The organism is Mesorhizobium sp. L103C131B0, from assembly GCF_000502275.1.
GTDB lineage: Bacteria > Pseudomonadota > Alphaproteobacteria > Rhizobiales > Rhizobiaceae > Mesorhizobium.
Genome location: NZ_AYXC01000002.1, coordinates 719544 through 742106 on the forward strand (window position 1 = coordinate 719544; position 22563 = coordinate 742106).

Annotated in this window: 28 protein-coding genes; 10 read left to right on the top strand and 18 right to left on the bottom strand. The window is 63.0% G+C overall.

Going from position 1 to position 22563, the window contains the following annotated elements; translation table 11 throughout:
• Positions 1-17: 17 nt before the first annotated feature.
• The 3 genes from X730_RS157865 to X730_RS157855 form a co-directional block, all read right to left on the bottom strand.
• Entirely contained in the window at positions 18-416 is a 399-nt protein-coding gene (locus X730_RS157865; protein WP_023687463.1) for a RidA family protein, read from the bottom strand.
• Positions 417-528: 112 nt separating this feature from the next.
• Positions 529-2076 carry a magnesium-protoporphyrin IX monomethyl ester anaerobic oxidative cyclase gene (gene bchE / locus X730_RS157860; RefSeq protein ID WP_023703792.1) on the bottom strand — a complete coding sequence of 516 codons (1548 nt, stop codon included), beginning with the start codon at positions 2074-2076 and terminating at the stop codon, positions 529-531.
• 111 nt (positions 2077-2187) lie between these two features.
• Positions 2188-2664 carry an Lrp/AsnC family transcriptional regulator gene (locus X730_RS157855; protein WP_023687465.1) on the bottom strand — a complete coding sequence of 159 codons (477 nt, stop codon included), beginning with the start codon at positions 2662-2664 and terminating at the stop codon, positions 2188-2190.
• 138 nt (positions 2665-2802) lie between these two features.
• Between X730_RS157855 and phhA the strand changes: the two genes are divergently transcribed.
• A complete protein-coding gene (gene phhA / locus X730_RS157850; RefSeq protein WP_023825806.1) occupies positions 2803-3633 on the top strand; it encodes a phenylalanine 4-monooxygenase in 831 nt (276 codons plus the stop codon).
• 193 nt (positions 3634-3826) lie between these two features.
• On the opposite strand, the gene X730_RS157845 is transcribed toward phhA, so the two are convergent.
• From X730_RS157845 to X730_RS157840, 3 genes are all read right to left on the bottom strand, one after another.
• Complete coding sequence (locus X730_RS157845) at positions 3827-5266, bottom strand: GMC family oxidoreductase (protein ID WP_023825807.1); 1440 nt, start codon at positions 5264-5266, stop codon at positions 3827-3829.
• A complete protein-coding gene (locus X730_RS1000000168085) occupies positions 5263-5433 on the bottom strand; it encodes a hypothetical protein (RefSeq protein ID WP_023819248.1) in 171 nt (56 codons plus the stop codon). The genes X730_RS157845 and X730_RS1000000168085 overlap by 4 nt, the downstream gene beginning before the upstream one ends.
• A 178-nt stretch (positions 5434-5611) precedes the next feature.
• On the bottom strand, positions 5612-6373 hold the full coding sequence (locus X730_RS157840) for a GGDEF domain-containing protein (protein ID WP_023681345.1): 762 nt from the start codon (positions 6371-6373) through the stop codon (positions 5612-5614).
• Positions 6374-6548: 175 nt separating this feature from the next.
• On the opposite strand from X730_RS157840, the gene X730_RS157835 reads away from it, so the two are divergent.
• Positions 6549-7268, top strand: a complete 720-nt coding sequence (locus X730_RS157835) for a pyrimidine 5'-nucleotidase (protein WP_023687469.1) — start codon at positions 6549-6551, stop codon at positions 7266-7268.
• A gap of 80 nt (positions 7269-7348) precedes the next feature.
• On the opposite strand, the gene X730_RS157830 is transcribed toward X730_RS157835, so the two are convergent.
• Positions 7349-8194, bottom strand: a complete 846-nt coding sequence (locus X730_RS157830; protein WP_023681343.1) for an LOG family protein — start codon at positions 8192-8194, stop codon at positions 7349-7351.
• 148 nt (positions 8195-8342) lie between these two features.
• Between X730_RS157830 and dapD the strand changes: the two genes are divergently transcribed.
• From dapD to X730_RS157815, 3 genes are read left to right on the top strand one after another with little or no spacing between them, the layout of a single operon-like run.
• Positions 8343-9197 (top strand): 2,3,4,5-tetrahydropyridine-2,6-dicarboxylate N-succinyltransferase, encoded by an 855-nt coding sequence (gene dapD, locus X730_RS157825; protein WP_023696035.1) that lies wholly within the window; start codon positions 8343-8345, stop codon positions 9195-9197.
• Complete coding sequence (locus X730_RS157820) at positions 9194-9598, top strand: DUF805 domain-containing protein (RefSeq protein ID WP_081725464.1); 405 nt, start codon at positions 9194-9196, stop codon at positions 9596-9598. Before dapD ends, X730_RS157820 begins: the two co-directional genes overlap by 4 nt.
• 21 nt (positions 9599-9619) lie before the next feature.
• Positions 9620-10390, top strand: coding sequence for a hypothetical protein (locus X730_RS157815; protein WP_023825808.1), 771 nt, complete (start codon positions 9620-9622; stop codon positions 10388-10390).
• Between the two features lie 66 nt (positions 10391-10456).
• On the opposite strand, the gene X730_RS157810 is transcribed toward X730_RS157815, so the two are convergent.
• The gene (locus tag X730_RS157810) at positions 10457-11470 is read right to left on the bottom strand and encodes a 2-dehydropantoate 2-reductase (RefSeq protein WP_023681341.1); all 1014 of its coding nucleotides are present in this window, start codon (positions 11468-11470) and stop codon (positions 10457-10459) included.
• A gap of 115 nt (positions 11471-11585) precedes the next feature.
• On the opposite strand from X730_RS157810, the gene dapE reads away from it, so the two are divergent.
• Both dapE and X730_RS157800 read left to right on the top strand, forming a co-directional pair.
• Positions 11586-12776, top strand: a complete 1191-nt coding sequence (gene dapE / locus X730_RS157805; RefSeq protein WP_023681340.1) for a succinyl-diaminopimelate desuccinylase — start codon at positions 11586-11588, stop codon at positions 12774-12776.
• Positions 12777-12778: 2 nt separating this feature from the next.
• Positions 12779-13384, top strand: a complete 606-nt coding sequence (locus X730_RS157800) for a hypothetical protein (protein ID WP_023681339.1) — start codon at positions 12779-12781, stop codon at positions 13382-13384.
• On the opposite strand, the gene truA is transcribed toward X730_RS157800, so the two are convergent.
• The 6 genes from truA to def all read right to left on the bottom strand — a co-directional run bounded on the left by truA (position 13381) and on the right by def (position 16978).
• The gene (truA, locus tag X730_RS157795; protein ID WP_023681338.1) at positions 13381-14136 is read right to left on the bottom strand and encodes a tRNA pseudouridine(38-40) synthase TruA; all 756 of its coding nucleotides are present in this window, start codon (positions 14134-14136) and stop codon (positions 13381-13383) included. The genes X730_RS157800 and truA overlap by 4 nt on opposite strands.
• A gap of 11 nt (positions 14137-14147) precedes the next feature.
• A complete protein-coding gene (locus X730_RS157790; protein ID WP_023681337.1) occupies positions 14148-14654 on the bottom strand; it encodes an N-acetyltransferase in 507 nt (168 codons plus the stop codon).
• On the bottom strand, positions 14651-15601 hold the full coding sequence (gene fmt, locus X730_RS157785; RefSeq protein ID WP_023825809.1) for a methionyl-tRNA formyltransferase: 951 nt from the start codon (positions 15599-15601) through the stop codon (positions 14651-14653). Before fmt ends, X730_RS157790 begins: the two co-directional genes overlap by 4 nt.
• A 37-nt stretch (positions 15602-15638) precedes the next feature.
• Positions 15639-16064 carry a type II toxin-antitoxin system VapC family toxin gene (locus X730_RS157780; protein WP_023703800.1) on the bottom strand — a complete coding sequence of 142 codons (426 nt, stop codon included), beginning with the start codon at positions 16062-16064 and terminating at the stop codon, positions 15639-15641.
• Complete coding sequence (locus tag X730_RS157775; RefSeq protein ID WP_023825810.1) at positions 16061-16348, bottom strand: hypothetical protein; 288 nt, start codon at positions 16346-16348, stop codon at positions 16061-16063. Before X730_RS157775 ends, X730_RS157780 begins: the two co-directional genes overlap by 4 nt.
• Before the next feature lie 99 nt (positions 16349-16447).
• Positions 16448-16978 (bottom strand): peptide deformylase, encoded by a 531-nt coding sequence (def, locus tag X730_RS157770; RefSeq protein WP_023673213.1) that lies wholly within the window; start codon positions 16976-16978, stop codon positions 16448-16450.
• A 103-nt stretch (positions 16979-17081) separates the two neighbouring features.
• Between def and X730_RS157765 the strand changes: the two genes are divergently transcribed.
• Positions 17082-18335 carry a DNA recombination protein RmuC gene (locus X730_RS157765; protein ID WP_023825811.1) on the top strand — a complete coding sequence of 418 codons (1254 nt, stop codon included), beginning with the start codon at positions 17082-17084 and terminating at the stop codon, positions 18333-18335.
• A gap of 101 nt (positions 18336-18436) precedes the next feature.
• On the opposite strand, the gene X730_RS157760 is transcribed toward X730_RS157765, so the two are convergent.
• The 4 genes from X730_RS157760 to X730_RS157745 all read right to left on the bottom strand — a co-directional run bounded on the left by X730_RS157760 (position 18437) and on the right by X730_RS157745 (position 21682).
• Positions 18437-19243, bottom strand: coding sequence for a class I SAM-dependent methyltransferase (locus X730_RS157760; RefSeq protein WP_023673211.1), 807 nt, complete (start codon positions 19241-19243; stop codon positions 18437-18439).
• 81 nt (positions 19244-19324) lie between these two features.
• A complete protein-coding gene (locus tag X730_RS157755; protein ID WP_023673210.1) occupies positions 19325-19729 on the bottom strand; it encodes a GFA family protein in 405 nt (134 codons plus the stop codon).
• A gap of 77 nt (positions 19730-19806) precedes the next feature.
• Positions 19807-20760, bottom strand: a complete 954-nt coding sequence (locus X730_RS157750; RefSeq protein ID WP_023696044.1) for a cation diffusion facilitator family transporter — start codon at positions 20758-20760, stop codon at positions 19807-19809.
• Positions 20761-20872: 112 nt separating this feature from the next.
• The gene (locus X730_RS157745) at positions 20873-21682 is read right to left on the bottom strand and encodes a transglutaminase family protein (protein WP_023687480.1); all 810 of its coding nucleotides are present in this window, start codon (positions 21680-21682) and stop codon (positions 20873-20875) included.
• Positions 21683-21753: 71 nt separating this feature from the next.
• Between X730_RS157745 and X730_RS1000000168090 the strand changes: the two genes are divergently transcribed.
• Together X730_RS1000000168090 and sugE are read left to right on the top strand one after the other, a co-directional pair.
• Positions 21754-22020 carry a hypothetical protein gene (locus X730_RS1000000168090; RefSeq protein WP_032889372.1) on the top strand — a complete coding sequence of 89 codons (267 nt, stop codon included), beginning with the start codon at positions 21754-21756 and terminating at the stop codon, positions 22018-22020.
• A 206-nt stretch (positions 22021-22226) separates the two neighbouring features.
• The gene (gene sugE / locus X730_RS157740; protein WP_023681326.1) at positions 22227-22541 is read left to right on the top strand and encodes a quaternary ammonium compound efflux SMR transporter SugE; all 315 of its coding nucleotides are present in this window, start codon (positions 22227-22229) and stop codon (positions 22539-22541) included.
• The last annotated feature ends 22 nt before the right edge of the window (positions 22542-22563 follow it).

The following is a 22563-nucleotide window of genomic DNA, read 5'->3' on the forward strand; positions in this document are numbered from 1 at the left end:
GGTCGGCTGGCCAGCCCTTAGGCAGGCTGGGGCAGGCGCGCGATGACCTTTATCTCGAAGTCGAAGCCGGCTAACCAGTTGACGCCGACCGCCGTCCAATTGGTGTAGGGCGGTTCACCGAACACCTTCAGCCGAACGGCATCGATCACGGGCCATTGCGTTGCCGGATCGGTGTGGAAGGTGGTCACGTCGACTATATCGTCGAACGTGGCGCCCGCTGCTTTCAGCACTGCCGCGAGATTGTCGAAGGCAAGCTGGACCTGCTTTTCGAAGACAGGTTCGGGCGACCCGTCCTCGCGGCTGCCGACCTGGCCCGAGACAAACAAAAGATCGCCCGATCGGATTGCAGCAGAATAGCGATTGATCTCGTAGAGAGCCTGCCTGCCGGCAGGAAAGATCGCGTCACGTTTGGTCATTTTCACTCCATTGTCCGGGGCACTCACATACGTCCCGTATGCATGAGGTGGGTACATACGCCGCGTATGTCAATACGCATACGGTACGTATCTATGAATGGCAGCGAGCCGGTCAGGTGCCGGCCGAGATCGCGACAGCCGCTTCGGCCGGCTTGAGCGGCGGGCGCATGACGACCATGGATTCCTCATCGGCATCCTGCGGCGCGCCCCAGAACTCAGCCAGCGTCGGACCATCCTTGAGGCGGCGGTCGCGGGCCAGGAAACCCCAGACCTCGCGGAACCACACGCGGCGGCCCATTTGGGTGTACCAGCGCATCGAATGGCGCTGTTCGGGATCGGGGTGGAAGAGAATGCGCGCCAGCGCCTTCGGCCGCGACTGCACCGCGACCTCGATCAGCTTGACCGAGAAGAACAGCATCCACGGTTTCAGCCGGGTCATCTGCAGCACCTGGTGCTTGTAGTCCCACAGCCGGGCATCCGTCTGGATCACCTTGCGGTCCTTGGCGATGCGGAAGAACGGCGTCCAGCGGTGCGGCGTGACATAGAGCGCCTGGATCTGGTCGGGGTCGTAGGCAAGCAGCTGGCGAAAGCCGCGCCACAGATCGCGAAAGGTCTCATCCTCGAACCCCGCCACCCAGGTCGCCATGGACAGTATGCCATGCTGGCGGAGCAGCCGGATCGCCTCGCGGTCGGATGAGGTGCTGCCGCCCTTGCGGATCAGTTGAAGCGTCTGCTGGTCGGTGTTTTCCATGCCGAGCAGCCAGCGGATGACGCCGGCCTTGCGATAGAGGTGCAGGATGTCGGCATCGCGCACGATGTCGTCGGCCCGGGTCGAGCCGACGATCAGCACCGGCACGTTCTCGGCGATCAGCGCATCGAGAAAGGCGCGCCAAACCTTCTTCGATACGGTCGGGTTTTCGTCGGCGAGGTTGATCAGTTCGACGCCGTGCTGGCGGTGCAGCCAGGCAATCTCCTGCGCAAATTTTTTGGGGTCGCGGTGCCGCCAGCGGGTCCAGAAACCGCGCTGGCCGCAATAGTTGCACAGATGCGGACAGCCCCGCGAAAACTGCATGACCACGGCGCGCTTGCCGCCCCAATAGCTGTAGCGGCGGTGATCGATCAGCTCCCAGCCGACGCGGTACTCGTCCAGATTGGCAGTGGTCCCGGCCGGCCGCGTCGCGAAGGGGCGGCCGAGATCGTCGCGATAGGCGATACCCGCGACATCGCCCAGCGGCCGGCGATTGTCCAGTGCCACGACCAGGGCAAGGATGGTTGCCTCGCCCTCGCCGCGCACGATGAAGTCGAAGACATCGCTCGCCGCCAATATGTCGCGCCAGTGATAGGTCGGGAACACGCCGCCATAGATCACCAGCGTCGCCGGCTCGAGCGCCTTGACCATGCGGGCGATCGCGAGCGCGGTGGGATGCGCCGAGGTCGAGCCGGAGTGGCCGATCAGGATGCAATCGGGCTGGCCGCTGAGCGCATCGCGCACCAGAGTTTCCAACGGCATCGGCCCGAATTCGGCATCGACCAGCCGGACTTTATGGCCGGCGTCGATAAGCGGGCCGCCCAGTGCCAGCAGGCCGAGCGGTGGCAGATGGTCATCGGGCACGCGGCTGCCGATGGCGGTGTGCGGCGGATTGATCAGCACGATGTTCATGACGGACCTTTGAGCGACGGTCCGCATGGCGTAGCCGGCGTTTCAGTTTCGCATTTGGGCTCCGTTCAGCAGTTTGCGTGCAGCTTTTCCGCAGAAATGGCGGTGCGTGTCCTACCGCCTGAGGTGGGCGAGCGGCACGTGGCCCGGGCCCTTGATGTTCTGCAGCACCAGCTGGGTGTGAACGTCGCGCACGCCGGCAAGGCGCATCAGGCGGTGCATGACGAAGGCGTTGAGTTCGTCGACCGACGGCACCATGACGTGCAGCAGGAAATCGTGGTCGCCGGTCATCGTCCAGCATGACGACACTTCGTCCATGCGTTGCACGGCGGCGATGAAGGTTTCGGGCGAACCGTCGCTGTGGCTGGTGAGCCGCACCTGGATGAACACCTCGACCATCAGGCCGACGGCGCGGCGGTTGAGCACGGCGGCAAAGCCCTTGATGATGCCGGCCTCCTGCAGCGCCTCGAAGCGGCGGGCGCAAGGCGTCGTCGACAGGCCGATCTCCTGCGCCAGTTCGGACACGGGCTTGCGTCCATCGCGCTGAAGCACATCCAGCATCTTGATCTCGAAATCGTCGAACTGAGGCATTTTCACTCTCTTTCAGCTTCTGCTTGGTGATTTTTACCTCAAATCATGGACCCAAGCCATCATCAAAGCTGAATTGCCTCGCCGGCCGCCGCTAGACTCTGCGGACAGATTCAAGTGTCACGATCAGGGAGAAGAACCATGACGACGATGAGCGAATATGCCCGTGATTGCGCGGCGCAAGGCCTGCGTGGCGACTATTCAGTGTGCCGTTCCGATTTCACCGTGGCGCAGGGCTATGATTACAGCGCCGACGAACAGGCGGTGTGGCGCACGCTGTGCGACCGGCAGACCAAGCTGACGCAGAAGCTGGCGCACCATTCCTATCTCGATGGCGTCGCCGCACTCGGCCTGCTCGACAAGATCCCGGATTTCGGCGCGGTCTCAGACAGGCTGCGCAAGCTGACCGGCTGGGAAATCGTCGCCGTGCCTGGCCTCATCCCGGCCGCGCCCTTCTTCGACCATCTCGCCAACCGGCGCTTTCCGGTGACCAACTGGCTGCGCACCAAGGACGAGCTCGACTACATCGTCGAACCCGACATGTTCCACGACTTCTTCGGCCATGTGCCCATCCTGACACAGCCGGTGTTTGCCGACTTCATGCAGATGTATGGCGAAAAGGCCGAGAGCGTGATTGCGCTGGGCGGTGACGAGATGATCACCCGGCTCTACTGGTACACCGCCGAATACGGGCTGATACAGGAGGAGGGCCAGAAGCTGAAAGCTTTCGGCGCCGGGCTGATGTCGTCGTTCACCGAATTGCAGTTCGCCGTCGCGAGCCCGGACGCGCACCACGTGCCCTTCGACCTCGAAACGGTAATGCGCACCGGTTACGAGATCGACAAGTTCCAGCGCGCTTATTTCGTGCTGCCGTCCTTCGACGTGCTGCGCGATGCGTTCCGGACCGCCGATTTCAAGGCGATCGTTGCCCGCCGCAAGGGGCAGCCGACCCTGGATCCAGCGACGGTTTAGCAAATCCTGAAGGGTTTGCGCGGCACCTATCCCCACCCTTAATCCTCCCCACAAGGGGGAGGGAGATCTCGTTGGCGCTGATTTCCGAGGGTTTCGACACCAAGGCATGGGTAGCGCCGGCAGCAATCCTGTCGCGCCGTTCGCTTTTTTGACATCAGACGGTAATGACTTCGTCACACCGTGGATGACTTCGTCACACCGTGATTACTTTGGTCAGATGGTCGCCTAGCCGGCAGGCAAGTGCGGTGATTGTCGTCGTCGGGTTGCATTCGCCCGACGTGCAGAACACCGACGAGCCGCCGACATAGAGATTGTCCATGCCGTGCACCTTGCAGTTGGCGTCGACCACGCTCTTGGTGATATCGGTGCCCATGCGCGTGCCGCCCATGTGGTGGTGGCCGGCCAGTTCCTCATCCGTCGGGTAGTCCTCGCCATTGGTCAGCCAGTCCATGATGCGGACGCGGCCGAGGTCCTTCTCGATCAGCGTCGTTCCGAACAGCTTGAGCCCCTCGAGGATGGTGCGGCGCTCCAACGGCGACTTCTTCCAGTGCAGCTCGATGCGCGGCACGCCGGCACGGTCGACATCGGTCTTCGACAATTCGATATGGTTCGAGGCCAGCGGCGCCTGTTCCCAGGCGACGTAGAGCTGGGCGGCGCAGCGCAGGTTCTGGCTGAGCTGGTAGGCGACCCATTCGGCGGCCTCGGGCGCGGTGCAGGCGAGGTCGGCAATCAGGCTCTTGACGCCGGCATAGGGCGTCTCGATCAGGCGTATGCCGAAATTCATGATCTGCAGCCGCTCCATGGCGGCGAGCGTCGGCGAGAAGAACGCCTCGTTGACGACATCAACCTCGAACTCCCTGTAATCGGCCAGGATGGCATTGCCGCCCTCGAAGGTCGGGTGCTCCATCCAGTAGCGGCCAAGTGCCGTGGCGTTCGGCACCACGCCGCCATTCGAGCGCTGGTTCGACCATAGAAGCAGCCGCGAATTCTCCAGCCCGCCGGCGCAGACGATGAAACAATCGGCGCTGAAGGCGCCGGCATCCTTGCCGTTCGACCACAGCCTGGCGCCGGTCACTCGCTTGCCGTCCCCGGCAAGTTCGGTGGCATAGGTGTTGAGCACGAGCGCTATGTTCTTGCTCTTGTCGAGCTCGTCGGAGAATTTCTCGCCAAAGCGCACGGCCGGGCTCTTGATCAGCTGCACCCAGCGTATGTCGTCTGAAATCGGCACATCGGGCTTGAAGTCGGGAAGCTCGAGTATGTCGTGCACCTCGGACAGATAGGGCTCGATGTCGGTCCGGGCGATTGGCCAGCCGGTGTCCGGCGCCCATGCCTTGGGCTCAAAGTCCTGCTTGTCGAGCACGCGGCACCAGCCGGCCCAGTGGTTCGACGACCCGCCCATGAAGCGCAGCCGGGTGATGTCGAGATCGAAATATTGATCGCCGACCGTGAAGCCGCGGTAGAAATCCTGCGACTCGTCGCTGAATTCGCGTGCGCCGGCCTCCAGCACCACGACCGGAATGCCGGCGGCGCCGAGCTTTCTGGCAATGGTGGTGCCGGCCGGCCCGGAGCCGAGAATGCAGACCTTGGGCTTGAAATCCGAGGCTCGAAACGCCTCATAGCAGTCGAAGATCATGCCAGGTCGCTCCGCTTCAGGATCCAGCCATTGACCACGACGATCTCGTCGGGATCGGCCGGGGGGCGGTCGCTGTCAGGCAGCTTGCGAAAAAGCTGTAGCGCCGGCATCGCAATCAGCGCCTGCACGATGGTGCGGCGCGACATTTTCCTGATGAACAAACTCATGACACGTCTCTGGATGGGGGCTTCGATCCACGCATGGCGTTCCCTGAACGGCACACGTACCGGCCAGACATGCCATTCCCGTGCCAAGCCTTGCCTGTAAACGAGTTACAACCCGGTAAACGGCGCAGTTGCGTGGAAACAATGTTGGCGAACCGTTAACAGCCCCACCACCAACACCTCACGCAGCTTCGGAAATGTCCCGGTCGAGGATCGACAAATTGCGGCCGCGGTGCTTGGCCTCGTAGAGCCGGCGGTCGGCGGCGCGCATCAGGTCCGAGACATCGGCATCTTGCGCACAGGTGATGCCGCCGATCGAGACGGTCAGCGGCACCGTGCGCTCGTCGACCGGACGAAAGCGGACCAGCTCGACTTCACGGCGGATGCGCTCGGCCACGCGCCGGGCTTCGGCTTCCGTAGCGCCGACCAGGAAGGCGCCGAACTCCTCACCGCCAATGCGGCCGAGCACGTCGCCGCTGCGGACGCCGCGCTCGATGGCGCTGGCGATCAACACCAGTGCGTCATCGCCGGTCAGATGGCCGAAACTGTCGTTGATCGCCTTGAAATGGTCGGCGTCGATGATCAGCAGCGCGCCGCGATCGGATTTGCGCCGCGAGCCGTCCAACGCGGCAAAGAAGCTCTCGCGGTTGAGCATGCCGGTCATGTCGTCGCGGCTCGCCTTCGCCGACAGGCGCCGATGCGCGGCGGCGAGCTGGGCATGCGCGCGGGCGAGATCGCGATGCGCGTTTTTCAGTCGGTCGCTCTGCCAGAAGGTGCTGGCGCAGGCGATCCAGGCGAGCGCCAGCGGGCACACCGTCGATGTCAGCCAGACAGTGCGGTCGACCGGAAAACCCATGGCGGGAACGATGATCAGCGTCAGCAAAAGCGAGATGGCTACCGAGCCGAATGCGACCGCGGCGGACTTTAAGACTATGCGACTCATCGCTGGCTCCCACTGAACCGTCTCTGTGCCAGCAAGCCCTGAAGGCCACCTTTCCGTGATGGCTAAAATTTGAATGGTGAGCCCATTTTTACAACTCTAGATGCACATAGGTTGTGGATAAGCTCTACATCAGAAAGGGGTTCGAACGGCAGATATTTCATGCCATAAGGACGCCATGACCACGCTGCCCGATCCCGCCCGCTTCGCCCATGTCACCGACTGGGTGTTCGACCTCGACAACACGCTTTATCCGCACCATTCGAATCTGTTTTCGCAGATCGACGTCAAGATGACGGCCTATGTCGGAGAACTGCTCACGCTGCCGCGCGAGGAAGCGCGCAAGCTGCAGAAGGAACTCTATCTCGAATATGGCACGACGCTGAACGGGCTGATGACGCGTCACGGCATCGACCCCGACGATTTTCTCGAAAAGGTGCATGATATCGACTATTCGTGGCTGGTGCCGGATCCGGTGCTGGGCACCGCTATCCGCCAGCTGCCCGGCCGCAAGTTCATCTTCACCAATGGCGACCGCAGGCACGCCGAGCGCACCGCGCGCCAGCTCGGCATACTCGACCATTTCGACGACATTTTCGATATCGTCGCCGCCGGACTGACGCCGAAGCCGTCGCGGCAGACCTATGAGAAGTTTGCCGAACTGCACGCCGTCACCGGACACAATGCGGTGATGTTCGAGGATCTCGCCCGCAACCTCGAGGTGCCGAAATCACTGGGCATGACCACGGTGCTGGTGGTGCCGCGCAATTTCGAGCCGACCTTTGCCGAAATCTGGGAACGCGATCCGGCCAATGAGGACGACGTCGATTTCGTCACCGACGATCTCGCGACGTTTCTGACGGGGATAGTGGAGGGGGTAGAGGAATTGAGGAGCTGAAGAATTGAAGAACTGGTGAAAGGGAGACCGATCCGGACCTCCTTTTCCTCAATTCTTCAGTTCTTCAATTCCCGGTTCCCCTACTCCCCCAACTTGTAGAAGCGGCTGATGATCCCCCAGGCCTCGTCGGCGGTGTCGACAAAGTCGATGATATCCTGGTCGCCGGGCGTGATGGTGCCTTGTTCGGCCAGGAAATCGAGGTCGATCGCGCGCTGCCAGAACGCCTTGCCGAACAGGATCACCGGCACGCGCTCCATGCGGCCGGTCTGGATCAGCGTCAGCGTCTCGAAGAATTCGTCCATGGTGCCGAAGCCGCCCGGAAACACCGCGACGGCCTTGGCGCGCATGACGAAATGCATCTTGCGGATGGCGAAATAGTGGAAGTTGAAGCACAGCTCCGGGGTCACATAGGCGTTCGGCGCCTGCTCGTGTGGCAGGACGATGTTGAGGCCGATCGACGGCGCGCCGACATCGTCGGCGCCGCGATTTCCCGCCTCCATCACGCCTGGGCCGCCACCGGTGACGACGACGAATTCGCGGTAGTAGGACGTGGCCGATTGCTGTGAGCAGAGGCGGGCGAATTTGCGCGCCTCCTCGTAGTATTTGCTGTTTTCCTCGAGGTTTTTCTTCTGCGTCTCGTTCTTGGCGGCCCAGGCCTCGCCGCCGGGCTCGGGAATACGCGCGCCGCCGAACAGGATGACCGTCGAGCGGATGCCGCGCTCGGCCAGGATCATTTCGGGCTTCAAGAGCTCAAGCTGCAAGCGCACAGCGCGCAATTCCCGGCGCGTCATGAAGTCGGGATCGTTCCAGGCCAGCCGGTAGGTTTCGGCGCGAGTCTGCGGCGTGTCGGGCACGCTTTTCGAGCGCTCCAGATCCTCGTCCGAATGCGGCAGCGGCGTCCATCCCGCCTTTTCCATAGGAGTCATATGCTTTCTACCCGTCCCAACAGTTCACTTGCGCCGTCCCATGGCGCACCCGCGATTGACCCCCAATACGCCTTAACATAGGGTCCGCGCGACTTTCAAAACAAGGTTAAGGCCGACGGCCTTAACAGCGTGGTAACGGAGCGAATTCATGTCGAAGCCTGATCTGGCCAGCCTCGAAAAGACCATCGAGAAGGCCTTCGAGGAGCGCGACACGATTTCGACCGCGACCCGTGGCGAAACGCGCGACGCCATCCAGTCCTCACTCGACCTGCTCGACCGTGGCACCGTGCGGGTCGCCGAGCGCCAGCCGGATGGCAAATGGCATGTCAACCAGTGGCTGAAGAAGGCGGTGCTGCTCTCCTTCCGGCTCTATCCGATGGAGATCATCAAGGGCGGCCCCGGCCAGGCGGTCTGGTGGGACAAGGTGGCGTCGAAGTTCGACGGCTGGAGCGCGGTCGACTTCGAGAAGGCAGGCTTCCGCGCCGTGCCGTCTTCGATCGTGCGCCGTTCTGCCTATGTCGCGCCGGGCGCGGTGCTGATGCCGTCCTTCGTCAATGTCGGCGCCTATGTTGACAGCGGCACCATGGTCGACACCTGGGCCTCGGTCGGCTCCTGCGCCCAGATCGGCAAGAATGTGCACCTCTCGGGCGGCGTCGGCATCGGCGGGGTGCTGGAGCCGATGCAGGCCGGCCCGACCATCATCGAGGACAATTGCTTCATCGGCGCGCGCTCCGAAGTGGTCGAGGGCTGCATCGTGCGCGAAGGCTCGGTGCTCGGAATGGGTGTGTTCATCGGCCAGTCGACCAAGATCGTCGACCGCGCCACCGGCGAAGTGTTTTATGGCGAGGTGCCGCCGAATTCGGTCGTCGTCGCCGGCTCGATGCCGGGCAAGGCCTTTCCGAACAACGAGCCGGGCCCTGGCCTCTACTGCGCCGTCATCGTCAAGCGCGTCGATGCCAAGACCCGGTCGAAAACCTCGATCAACGAACTGCTGCGTGATTGATCCTGTCCGAGCAACCAGAGCGCTCCAGATTGCCCAACACACCACCACTTCCCTGGCTTTTCTTCAGCCTCTCAGGGCGCGTCAGCCCAAGTGCCTACGTGCTCGCCGGGCTGCTGCTGGTGCTTGCACAGTTTTTCCCGCTCTACCAGTTGTCGAGACTGGAACCCGGCACCGCAACCAGCCAGAACTGGGCACTTGTGTTCTGGGTCGTTTTGCTGATCTCGACATGGTCGAGCTTTGCGGTAACCGCAAAGCGGTTTCATGATTTCGGCAAGCCGACTTATTACGCGTTGATCTCTCTTATCATCGGCCCCATTCTTCTCATCGTTCTAGCGTGTTTCCGCGGTGACCCCGGTCCGAACCGCTACGGCAAACGCAGCAACGCGCCGGCTGAACCATGAGCGCCGACCGGATATCTCGCCATGCGCTACCGCACGCTTGATCCGAAACTGATCATCGACACCGCCGAGCGGCTGGAAGAGCGCGTCGCCGAGCGTTTTCCCGATGCCGGCCTGCGCGGCGTCGCCGCCGAACTGGTGTCGCTGTCGCGCGACCTGGCCAAGGCGGCGCAGGCGCTCGAAGCGCCGATCTGGTGGCTCCGCGGCGCCATCGTCGCCGCTGTTGCCGCCGGCGCGCTGATCTTCCTGTTCGTCGGCACCATCCTGCCGCTCATCCATATCTCGCAGGCCGACGATGCGGTGCAGTCGGTGCAAGGCATCGAAGCCACGATCAACATGATGATCCTTGCCGTGCTCGGCCTGCTGGCGCTGATCCGCACCGAGGAGCGCATCAAGCGCAAGCGGGTGTTTCGCCAGTTGCATGGGTTGAGATCGCTGATCCATGTCATCGACATGCACCAGCTGACCAAGGATCCGGCAGCATTGTCCGCCAATTTCAGGCCGACCGCGCATTCGCCGACGCGCATCACCAATGCCGCCGACCTGGCGCGCTACCTCGACTATTGCTCGGAAATGCTGTCGATCACCGGCAAGATCGCGGCGCTGTTTGCGCAGTCGGTCAATGACGATGTGGTCATCGACGGCGTCAACGACGTCGAGAACCTGGCGTCCAACCTGTCGCGCAAGATCTGGCAGAAGATCACGCTGATCGAGAACCACCCGGCTGCGCAGCCCCTGCCGGCGCCAGGCCCGGCGAGCAAAGCGCCGGCTCCGAGGCGCGCACCAAAGCTGTGACGCGGCGGGCCCACGCGCCTGTTTTCGGGCTATGCGGGCCAAGGCCCGAGGCTCGCGGCAAGTAGACTATCCAGTGACGGCTTCCGGCGTCAGCCCGGGTGAGCCGCGCTTTTCCCGCTCGGCCTGCCGCACCAGCACGGTGACCCGCTTCAGCAGAGGCGCCGGCGTGCCGGCCTTTTCGGCGAGGTTCAGGACGGCCCCCTGCAGGTCACCGATCTCGGTCGGCCGACCACGCTGGAGGTCGTCCCACATCGACGAGCGCGCCTGCGGGTCGATGGCGAGCATGCGGCGGGCGACCAGCCGGAACAGCCAGTCCGGCAGCCGGAGCAGTTTCGGCAGCAGGACGGGATGCAAGCCGCCGATTCGTGCCGGCGCGATATGTAACGCCTTCATCGCCGTCAGGGCCTCGTCGATCTGACCGGCCAGGATTCGCCGCCAGCGGCGGTCGGCAAGTTCGCTCGCCAGCGGCAGGCCGGACAAGGCGACAAGCGCGTTGTTGAGGTTGATCAGCAGCTTGCCCCACTGAACGGCTTTCATGTCGGGATGGGTTTCCACGCCAAGCCCTTCGACATCGAGAAGGCCGGCAAGGCCGGTCACGCCATCTTCGATCATGACCTTGCCGTCGCTGGCGCGATGCACGTGAAGCGGCAAATTGCCTATGGCCGACTGGACGACATTGAACGGCACCATGCCGGCGAGCACAGTCCGTCCACCGAGCCCGGCGCGTAACCGGTCGGCATTGCCGACGCCGTTCTGCAGGCTGACCACCACGACATCGCCGCGCGCATGTCCGGCAACAAGCGACGCCATCTCCTCGGTAGCGCCGTTCTTGACCGTCACCAGCACCACGTCGGCACTGGCGAGGGCAGCGGCGGGATCGGTGGTGACGGACCCCGGCCGGATGGATCGGTCGCGACCATCGAGATCGGTGATGCGCAGGCCACCGTCCAGCAAGGCTGTCGCGATGCCTGGCCGCGCCAAAAACACCACCTTGCGTCCGGCCAGCGCCAGGCAACCGCCGACATAGCAGCCGATGCTGCCGGCGCCGGCAATGACGATGGTCTTTTCGGCGTTGGCCATGCGATTATCTCGTGTTGGCCTGCACTATACGACAGGAAAACCATAATGTCGGCGGCAGGATCGGTCATCATCTCTGGCCGTGACAGGCCTTTCGCTTTCGACTATCGCTTTGCCCATGAAACTGCCGACCGATCCCGCCGCCAACCTCGCGACCCTCATACGCTGCGCCTCTGTAACGCCCGCCGAGGGCGGCGCGCTGGCTGCCCTGGAAGGCATGCTGAAGCCGCTCGGCTTTTCCGTCGAACGCCCTGTGTTTTCCGAACACGGCACCCCCGACATCGAGAACCTCTACGCGCGTCGCTCCGGCAACGGGCCGCATCTGATGTTTGCCGGCCATACCGACGTGGTGCCGGCGGGCGACGAGGCGTCGTGGACGCATCCGCCCTTCGCCGCCGAGATCGCCAGGGGCGAGATGTATGGCCGCGGCGCCGTCGACATGAAGGGCGGCATCGCCTGTTTCATCGCCGCCGTGGCGCGCCATGTCGAGAAAAAGGGTGGTCCGAAAGGCTCGGTCTCGCTGCTGATTACCGGCGACGAGGAGGGGCCGGCGATCAACGGGACGACAAAACTGCTCGACTGGGCGGCGGCCAAGGGCGAGAGATGGGACGCCGCGATCGTTGGCGAGCCGACCAATCCGGACACGCTCGGCGACATGATCAAGATCGGCCGGCGTGGCTCGATGTCGGGCAGTGTCACGGTCAACGGCCGCCAGGGCCATGTCGCCTATCCATTGCTCGCCGACAATCCGGTGCGCGGCCTGATCAGCCTGGTCGACGCCTTGCTGTCGCCCGTCTTCGACAAGGGCACGAAGGATTTTCAGCCGACCAATCTGGAAGTGACCTCGATCGATGTCGGCAACCCGGCGACCAATGTTATTCCGGCCAAGGCGACAGCCACCTTCAACATCCGCTTCAACGACACATGGACTGCCGAGACGGTGCAGGCCGAGATCCATAACCGCCTCGACCAGGCGGCGAAGCGCAAGAAATACCGGACCGGCAAGACGCCGGTCGACTACGAGCTGATCTGGCGCGACCGGCCGAGCCATGTCTTCCTGACGCGCGACGACAAGCTGATCGAGACGCTGCGCGGCTCGATCAAGGCGACGGTCGGCAAGGAGCCGGCGCTGTCCACCTCGGGCGGAACCTCGGATGCGCGTTTCATCAAGGACTATTGCCCGGTGGTCGAGTTCGGCCTGGTCGGCAAGACCATGCACATGGTCGACGAGCGCGTCGCACTGGCCGACCTCGAGACGCTGACCCAAATCTACCAGCGCTTCATCGATGACTGGTTCGAGCAGGGCTGATCATGCTTTCGGTTGACGAGACCTCTTCATCGCTTAACGGCGCCTGGCGGCTGATGCTCGGAAAGGCCGACGGCTTGCGGCTGCTCGACCTTTCGGCGGACGGCTTCTGGAATTCCTTCTTCGCCATCGTCGTCGCCGCGCCGGCGATGATCGTCGGCTGGGTCGGCACGGCCAACGAGATCGGCGATCCCAATGCGTTCGCCGGTCGGCTGGGCATGTTGGTTCGCCTGGCGACCGTCGACCTCGGCTCGTGGCTGCTGCCCCTGGTTGTGCTTGCCCTGGTCGCATCGCGCGCCGGCATCGGCGACCGCTTCGTCCACTATGTCGTCGCGAGCAACTGGGCGTCGGCGATCACCGCCTGGATGCTGCTGCCTTCAGCGTTGATCAGGCTTTTCCTGCCGTCCGGCAACCCGGTTGCCGAATTGGTGTGGCTGGTTCTGGTGGTGCTGTCGCTGGTACTCACCTGGCGGATGACCAACGCCGCGATCGGCAAGGGCGCGGCTGTCGGCAGCGCCGTGTTCGCAGGCATGTTGGTGGTGTCTCTGGCCGTCTTGTTCGGCCTAGTGGCGCTGCTCGGCATCACGGTGCCGACCGCCGCTCCGGCCTAGAACTTTTCCGGATAGTCTACACCGACGAGAAAAAGCCCGTCGGGCGGCGCCACCTGGCCGCAGGCGGCGCGGTCTTGCGCCGCGAGCGCTGCCTTGAGGTCGGCGGCGGTCCAGCCGCCGTCGCCGACGCGTTTCAGCGAACCGACCATGGAGCGCACCTGGTTGTGCAGGAAAGAGCGCGCCGAGGCCCTGACTTCGATCAGGTCGCCCTGGCGGCTTACATCGAGCCGCTCCAGCGTCCGCACCGGACTGTTGGCCTGGCATTGCGTCGAGCGGAAGGTGGTAAAGTCATGTCGGCCGAGCAGGACTTTCGCCGCTTCGTGCATGGCGTCCGCATCGAGCCGCTTCGGCACCCACCAGACCTTGCCCTTTTCCATCGCTGCAGGCGCGCGCCGGTTGAGGATGCGGTAGAGATAGTGCCGTCCGGTGGCCGAGAAACGGGCGTCGAACTCATTGGGGACAACCGTCGCCTGCAGGATGGCGATGCGCGCGCCTGCCGCCTGCAGGTGCGCGTTGACGGCGTCGCGCACCTTGTCGTTTGGCCATGCCTTGGCGAGGTCGACATGCGCCACCTGGGCGGTCGCATGCACCCCGGCGTCGGTGCGGCCGGCGGCGCGTATCCGCACCGCCTCACCGCAGAATTTCTCGATCGCCTGCTCTATCGCCTGCTGCACCGAAGGCTGATCCGCCTGGTGTTGCCAGCCGGCGAAGAGGCTGCCGTCATATTCGATATCGAGACGAAAACGCGGCATACACCCTTCGTTCAGGCGGCGAGTGCGGTAAAGGCCTGGGCGTAGACCAGTTTGCCTTTTTCGGGTGCGTCACCCCAGGCCAGCGCCTGCAGCGCTTCGCCCTGATATTCGCTCTCGAACTTTTCGGCGCGCGCATGATTGTAGCCGAAGCGGCCGTAATAGGCCGGATCGCCCAACACAACGGCGAGCGTCTCGCCGGCATCCCTGAGGCGGATATGCGCCTCGCGGATCAGCGCACCGCCAATGCCCGAGCCGTGGAACGAAGGTTCCACCGCCAACGGCGCCAGCGCCACGGCTGCAAACTGCTTGCCGCCGTTCCTAACGAACAGCCTGGAAAACAGGATGTGGCCGACCACCTGGCCGTCTTCTTCCGCCACCAGTTCGACAACGGCGTCGCCGCCGGTGACCAGAGCGTCGACCAGCCCGGCCTCCGCCTGCTGGCCGAATGCGTGTTCCTCGACCAGGCGTATGGCCTCGCGGTCCCGCGGCGTCGCGCCGCGTATCGACATCATGCTCATGAGAACTTCATTCCTTTTTCGATCTTGGCCCCGCGCAGAAACTCCTTCGCGGCAGCAGGCTTTCCGCCCGCCCGTTGAACTTCGACCAGCCTGACCGCGCCCGACCCGCAGGCGACCGTCAGCCGGTCATCGAGAATTCCTCCCGACTCGCCCATGCTTTCAGAAAGCGTACCTTCAGAAAGCGTCGAGCGAAGCAGTTTCAGCCGTTCCGTGCGGCCGCCGATGTCGGCCTCGCACCAGGCGCCGGGGAATGGCGACAGCCCGCGAATGTGATTGTGGACCTCCGCAGCCGGGCGCGTCCAGTCCACACGTGTCTCCGACTTATCGATTTTCCTGGCGTAGGTCACCCCGTCAGCCGCCTGCAAAGTCGATGCCAGGGTATTTGTCTCCAATCGGGACAGCGCTTCCACCATCAGCGTGGCAGCAATATTCATCAAGCGGTCGTGCAGATCGCCGGCCGTCATATCGGGCTCTATGGCGCATTTTTCAACCAGTGCCACCGGACCGGTGTCCAGGCCCTCTTCCATGCGCATCACCATCATGCCGGTCTCGACGTCGCCGGCCATAATGGCGCGCTGGATGGGAGCTGCACCACGCCAACGCGGCAAAAGCGAGGCGTGGCCGTTGAGGCAGCCGAGGCGCGGAGCCTCCAGAATAGCCTTCGGCAACAGCAAACCATACGCGACGACGACTGCGACATCGGCACGCAACGCCTGGAAAGCAGCTTGCTCGCCCTCGCCCTTCAGCGACAGCGGCGTGCGCACTTCGATGCCCAGCCGCTCAGCCTCGCGCTGCACCGGCGACGGTGTCAGCTCCAGACCGCGGCGGCCGGCGGCGCGCGGCGGCTGGGTGTAGACGGCTGCTATCTCGTGCTCGGCCTCGGCAATCGCGCGCAGCACCGGCACCGAAAACTCCGGCGTGCCCATGAAGATGACGCGAAGCGGCATTTTCGTCCAGTATCCTGTTCTGCGCGCGGCAGTCCGCTCAAGCGTCTGCTTCAAACGGGTTTACGATCTTGAGGTCAAGCTCTTCGAAGTCCCTGATATTGCGCGTCGCCAGCATAGCGTCGTGCGACAGGCAGATGGCAGCGATCATGGCATCGGAAAGGCTGATCGGCCGGCCGATAGTTTCCCGCATTGCCCGGAGCTTGCCCGCCAGACGGGGAATGGGACCGGCAAATTCGACGACACGTCCCGAAAACTGCTTCGAAACCAGGTGGTCAAGTGCACGGACGTGGCGGTCCGAGCCGGTCTTGTTCAGAAACCTTTCGGCTCCAAAGGACTGCTCCATGACAACAGGACCGCAGAGATAGAGGTCGAGCAGGTCCTGTCTGCGAAACCACTTAGCGACGTTTGGATCGGGCGCGGGCCGGCTCGCTTCCGAGACGACATTGGTATCGAGGATTATCACTCGAAATTCTCAATGGTGCGGCCAAAGTCGCGTTTCCGTTCCGCTTCGATCTCATCCATCATCTGCGCAAATTCGTCGCTGATTGCATTTTCCGAGGCGAAGGCAGCGCGAATCGCATCCCAAGCCGTGAGTCCAGGCTCGGCCCTGCCTTCTTTTTCCGCAACCATGCCTTTTCGCAATAAATCGATCGCCTTGATCGAGAGGCTTTGGCCGCCCTTGCGTGCCGCATGCTCGATTTCACGCTTCAACGGCTCGGGAATATCTCTGATCAACATATCGCCCATCTGAGTCTCCAGTCTGATATCAATGATATCACGCTAGGAAGCGTCTCTCAATAGGGGCGGGTCGAGACGGGATTTTGTGCGAGTCGCCGAAAGCAGGGCCTATCCCACCAGCTTGCCCGGCGCCTTGTCCTTGGCGAGCTTCTTGAACTTCTTGACCACCATGTCGCGCTTCAGCTTCGAGATGTGGTCGATGAACAGCACACCGTTGAGATGGTCGATCTCGTGCTGCAGGCAAGTCGCCATCAGGCCTTCGGCCTCGATCTCCTGCAGCTTGCCGTCGCGGTCGAGATATTTCACGCGCACCGAGGCGGGACGCTCGACCTCGGCGTAATAGTCCGGGATCGACAGGCAGCCTTCCTCGTAGACCGAGCGGGCGTCGGCGCTTTCGAGGATTTCGGGATTGATGAAGACATGCGGCGCCGGCGGCTCGTCTTCTTTGGCGAGGTCGATGACCAGCATGCGCAGCGGCTCGCCGATCTGGATTGCGGCCAAACCGATGCCCGGCGCATCATACATCGTCGCCAGCATGTCGTCGGCCAGTTTGCGCAAAGGCGCGTCGACGCGTTCGACTGGTTTGGAAACCTGGCGCAGGATGGGATCGGGAAGGATGATGAGCGGCTTGATCGACATGGCGCCTCACCTAAAACGTCGCAGGAGAAGCGTCAACCGGTGCGAATCGGTCTCGTTCACGTTTTGATCTGTGCCAGGTCTGCGAATCGGCTATGCTGGCGGGATGAACGACCTGAGCACCATCCTTTCCGAACCCGTTGCCCGGCTTGGCGCCACGACGATCACGCTCGGCCATGCACTGGCCCTCGGCGCGCTGGTGTTTCTCGGCCTGTTCCTGGCGCTTGTCGTGGCGCTGTGGCGATCGGCCAAGGCGCGCACCATCGCCGCGGCGGAAGCCGCCGACCACGCCCGCGACGCCGAGGCGCGGATGGCCGGCATTTTGCAAAGCCAGGCCGAGATGCAGGGCCGCATGGGCGCCATCGCCGACGTGTTCGGCGCAAGGCAGGCCGAACTCAACCAGTCGATCGGCCAGCGCCTCGACGCCATGACCGGCAGGCTCGGTCAAACCATGACCGAACAGACCAAATCGACGCATGAGAGCCTCGCCAAACTGCAGGAACGGCTGGCGGTCATCGACACCGCGCAAGGCAACATTCAGTCGCTGGCCGGCCAGGTCGTGCAATTGCAGGCGATCCTGTGCAACAAGCAGACGCGCGGCGCCTTCGGCCAGTCGCGCATGGAGGCGATCGTCGCCGACGGCCTTCCGATGGGCGCCTACGAGTTCCAGGCAACGCTGTCAAACGGCAGCCGTCCCGACTGCCTGGTCAGGATGCCGAACGGTGCGCCGCAGCTTGCCATCGACGCCAAGTTTCCGCTGGAAGCCTGGAACGCCATCCGCGCCGCCGATGGCGCCGAACACCAGAAGATCGCGGCCCAGGCTTTCCGCCGCGACATCGAAATTCACGTCCGCGATATCTCGGAAAAATACCTGATCCAGGGCGAGACGCAGGACACCGCCTTCATGTTCGTGCCGTCGGAATCGGTGTTCGCCGAAATCCACGAGAATTTCGACGCCGTGGTCCAGAAGGCGCACCGGGCGCGTGTCATCATCGTCTCACCGTCGCTTTTGATGCTGTCGATCCAGGTCATCCAGGCCATCCTCAAGGACGCCCGCATGCGCGAACAGGCGCATCTGATCCAGGGCGAGGTGATCCGGCTGATGGAAGACGTCGCGCGCGTCGACGAACGCGTGCGCCGGTTGCAGACTCATTTTGGCCAGTCGGCCAAGGATATCGACGAGATACTGGTGTCGACGTCGAAGGTGACCAAGCGCGGCCAAAAGATCGAAGCGCTGGAGTTTGGAGAAAACGAAGCCGAAGTGCGCGGTGGCGGACCCGCCAAGGCCGAAGCCGGAGTGCGGGTGGCGGATTCCAAGACGGGGCAGCTCAGGCTACGTGTCGTCGAAGGCGACGATTAAAGCGCGTCGCGCTGAACGGATTCATACGACGCGCTTTAAAAGTCTTTGTTTTGATGCATGTCGTTGTCCCAGAACCGCGGCACACTTCTGGGCGCCATGCATTAGACCGTAGCCACGATCACGTGCGCCTGGATCTTGGCCGCAACCTCGCCGCTGCCGTGTCTGGCTGCAATCACGGACGCGGCGTGATCGGTTGCGGCTTCCAGTTTTCCTCTAGCCTCGATTTCGTTGCGAAGCGGAGTTCCCTGGCAATAGGCAACCGCCGGAAGGCGCGGCGAGGAGGCACGGCTTTGTTCGGCCCTCGTGTCGATCACCACACGGGAGAAACCTGCGGCTTCCAACTCGCCGCGGATCAATGCAATGTCATTGTAGCCGTGCGGCGTGCGGGCGAGAAAGCGGGGCGGATCGTTCGGAAAAATCTCCGCAAGAGCATTCGTCACATCATTGGCGAATACATTCTCTTCGATGCGATCCCACACGTTGAACAGGAAATGGCCGCCGGTCTTCAGGACCCGCTTTGCTTCGCGATAGCCGGCGGCTCGGTCGGGAAAGAACATCGCGCCGAACTGACAGCAAACGAGATCGAAAGCCGCATCTTCGAACGGCAGCGCCAGAGCATCCGCCTGACGCCATTGTATACGACTGTCGGGAGCTTGTCGCGAGGCCGCGTAGTCGAGCATAGGCTGGTTGAGGTCGGTCACGACATAGCTTGCGCCGGGAGACAGTTTTGGAGCCAATGCGCGGGTGACAACGCCGGTACCGGCGGCGACTTCCAGGACGGCGCCGGGCGACAAGGACGCTGCCCGTCGTGCCAAATCCGCGGCGAACGGCTCGAAGATCAGCGGCACCATGTAATGGTCGTAGTTTTCCGGAATCGAGCCGGCAAACACTTTGTCCGTTTCCGACATTGCTATCCCCCGCCATCCGTTTGATGGCTAGCCTAGCACATTATTGGCTGGTTTGGGCCGCGTTTAACCGGGAGGCAGGTGCTACTGCGCCTCTACGATGCTTACGCCCTCGAATTCCGGAAGCCAGTGCAGGGCCGATCGGTGCCATTTCTGTTGGGTCGGAACGAGATCCTCGCGTTGCCGCGCGGTCCCCGCCCTGATCCCATAGACCTTCGGCCCGTCGCCAACCGACGTTGCGTAAAGATGGGAACCGCAGTCGCCGCAGAACGCCTGGGCACGCTTGGCGCCGCTCGATCCCGTCTTGATATAAACCTTCGGTGTGCCCTTTGTGATCCTATAATGATCCTCAGGCGCGGGAACAGTGACACGAAAGGCGGTACCGGTCAGTTGCTGGCAGTCGGTGCAATGACAGATAGAGGTCTTTTCCGGGTCGACGTCTGCTTCATAAGTTATGGCGCCGCAATGGCACCCACCATCGATTTTCATCGTTGATTCTCCGAAATCCGTCGGGTGATCTTAGCGGGACCAGGCGATGGCGCCAACGGTGGACTGCTGGTCCAGAACTAGTCCGACGCCGCCTCGACCTGCTTGCGCCGGTGCTCCCAGGTTCCGGTCGTCTGCGGCTTGACGAACAGTCTGGTGATCTCCGGCATTTCTTTTTTCAAGAGCGCCTCGATGCGCTCGACACAGGCTTCGATCTCAGGCGCCGTCAGATGGTCCTCGAATTCGATGCTCAGCCCAGCGACGATCTGTTGCGGGCCGAGATGGACGGTGAGAACGCCGTTGGCCCGCTGCACTGCCGGATCCTGCTGGGCGATGGCCAGCACCTTGGCCTGCACTTCCGGCGAGGCCGGCTCACCGATGAGCAATCCCTTGCTTTCGCGCGCCAGAAAGATGGCGGTGGCGCCGAGGATCATCGCGATGCCGATCGAGGCGACGCCGTCGAGCTCGGGCATGTCGAGGAGTTCGGCCGCCAATATGCCGGCGAAGGCGACGAACAGACCGAGCAGGGCGGCGCTGTCCTCGAACAGGATCGTGTAGACGCTCGGATCCTTGCTCGATTGCACGGCCTGCAGCCAGCCTTGGTTGCCCTTCTGCTGGCGGAACTCCTTCAGCGCCACGTACCAGGAGCTGCCCTCGAACAGCATTGAGAGGCCCAGCACAATGTAGTTGATTTTGGGATTGGCGACCGGCTGAGGCGCCATGATGTGGACGACGCCTTCATAGAAGGACACGCCAGCGCCGAGCGCAAAGACGAGCAGGGCGACAATGAAGCTCCAGAAATACAGCTCGCGGCCATGGCCGAGCGGGTGCGTGCGGTCCGGCGGACGGGCGGCGCGGTGCATGCCGTAGAGCAGCAGCCCGCCATTGCCGGTATCCACCAGCGAGTGCACGCCTTCCGACAGCATCGCCGAGCTGCCGGTGAAGAAGGCGGCGACGAATTTGGTCATAGCAATAGCTAAATTACCGGCGAGCGCCGCGTAGATGACCGTCTTCGACCCGCCATGCGCTGCCATGCTGTCCCTCCAAGGCGCCCAATGTAACGGCCTGCCGCCGAGCTCCACAGGCATCACAACGCACGAATCGCCTGGTCGTTCAGGTTGAAGGCCAGCTTGCGGAAAGACGCCCCTATTCGATGATCTCGTCCGTCCACACCTTGAAACCAGCCAGCGTGCCCGGTCCGAAGATGTGGGTCAGCGGCACGTCGGCGGCGTCGCGACCCGACGCGATCAGTATGCGGCCGATGCGTGGCGAATTGTTGCGCGGGTCAAAGACATGCCAGCGGCCACCGAGATAGACCTCCATCCAGGCTGCGAAATCCATGCTCGCCCAAGGTTTGGGCAGGCCGATGTCGCTGATGTAGCCGGTGCAGTAGCGGGTCGGGATGTTTAGCGCACGGCAAAAGGTGACGGCGAGGTGGGCAAAGTCACGGCAGACGCCGCTTTGCTCGCGATAGGCTTCCGCCGCGGTGCGGGTCGGCCGCGCATTGCCGTAGCTGAAGACGATATGGTTGTGGACGAAGTCACAGACCGCCTGGACGCGGGCAATACCGAGCGGCGTATGCCCGAACAGCCGCCAGGCTTCGCTGGCCAGCAGATCGCTCTCGCAAAAGCGGCTGGGCAACAGGAACAGCAATGTGTCCGACGGCAGATCGCGCACCTCATGCTGCCAGGCCATCAGGTCGCCCATCTCGAACGTGCCGGGGTCGCGGATTACCGAATCGGTGCCGAAGGTGAAGCGACCGGGCGGGGCGACGAAACGGTTGCACCAATTGCCGAAACTGTCGCGGTAGCTCTGGATCGGCACCGGCGGGTTGGAGGTCAGGAAATCCGGGCGCTCGAGATCGGAGGCCCTGGAGTAGTGGACGTTGAGCATCGCGATCAGCGGCGTTTCCTGCGGAAAATCGAAACTCATCTCGCTGCCGATGCGGATTCGCATTGTCGTCCTGACCGCACTGCCTGATCATCGCCGGGCGAAGGCATGGCCGATGCTGCAGTGCGAAGGCAACCATGGCACGGACCGGAATGGTTTACGAGCAAATTAGAAACCGGTTGAAAGCGGCCCGACGGCGCCGGCGACAGACGCAGCCCTCTTGCAGTCCGGCGTTTCTCTTGTTTCACTTGGCCTCCCAGCAACTGGAGGAACGAATCATGGCTAAAGGTGCGATGAAGGCGGGCAAGGAAGCTCGGAAGCCGAAAAAAGACGCCAAGAAGCCCGCAGCGGCTCCGGCACTCAAGGCGCCGCCCGTCAAGGCGATGAGGCTCAAGGAAAAGTAAGCCCGCCTCGGAAGATCTTGGACGGTTGAAATCCGGACAAACCGTTTCGGCGCAGATTTTGACACCGGCGGCATGAACGATGCGGCCGGTGTTTTTGTTGATCGCACCGGCGCAGCCGCTTGTGTCGAAGCGGCGAGGACGACCTCGCGCCTTCCCATAAATCGGCCGGGACGGCCCGCCATGCTCATGGAATGGAGTGCATCCCGATGTCGTGGATTTTTCTGTTTTTCGCCGGCCTGTTCGAAATCGGCTGGGCGATCGGCCTCAAATACACCGACGGCTTCTCGAAGCCGCTGCCGACGGTGCTCACTGTCGCCTCGATGATCATCAGCCTCGGGTTGCTCGGCCTGGCGCTCAAGACGCTGCCTGTCGGGACGGCCTATGCGGTGTGGACCGGCATCGGCACGGTCGGCACGGCGCTTCTTGGCATCTGGCTGCTGGGCGAGCCTGCGACGGCCATCCGGCTCGCCTGCATTGCGCTCATCGTCTGCGGCATTATGGGGCTGAAGCTCGCCGCCTGAGCAAAGCAACCAAGGAAATCGA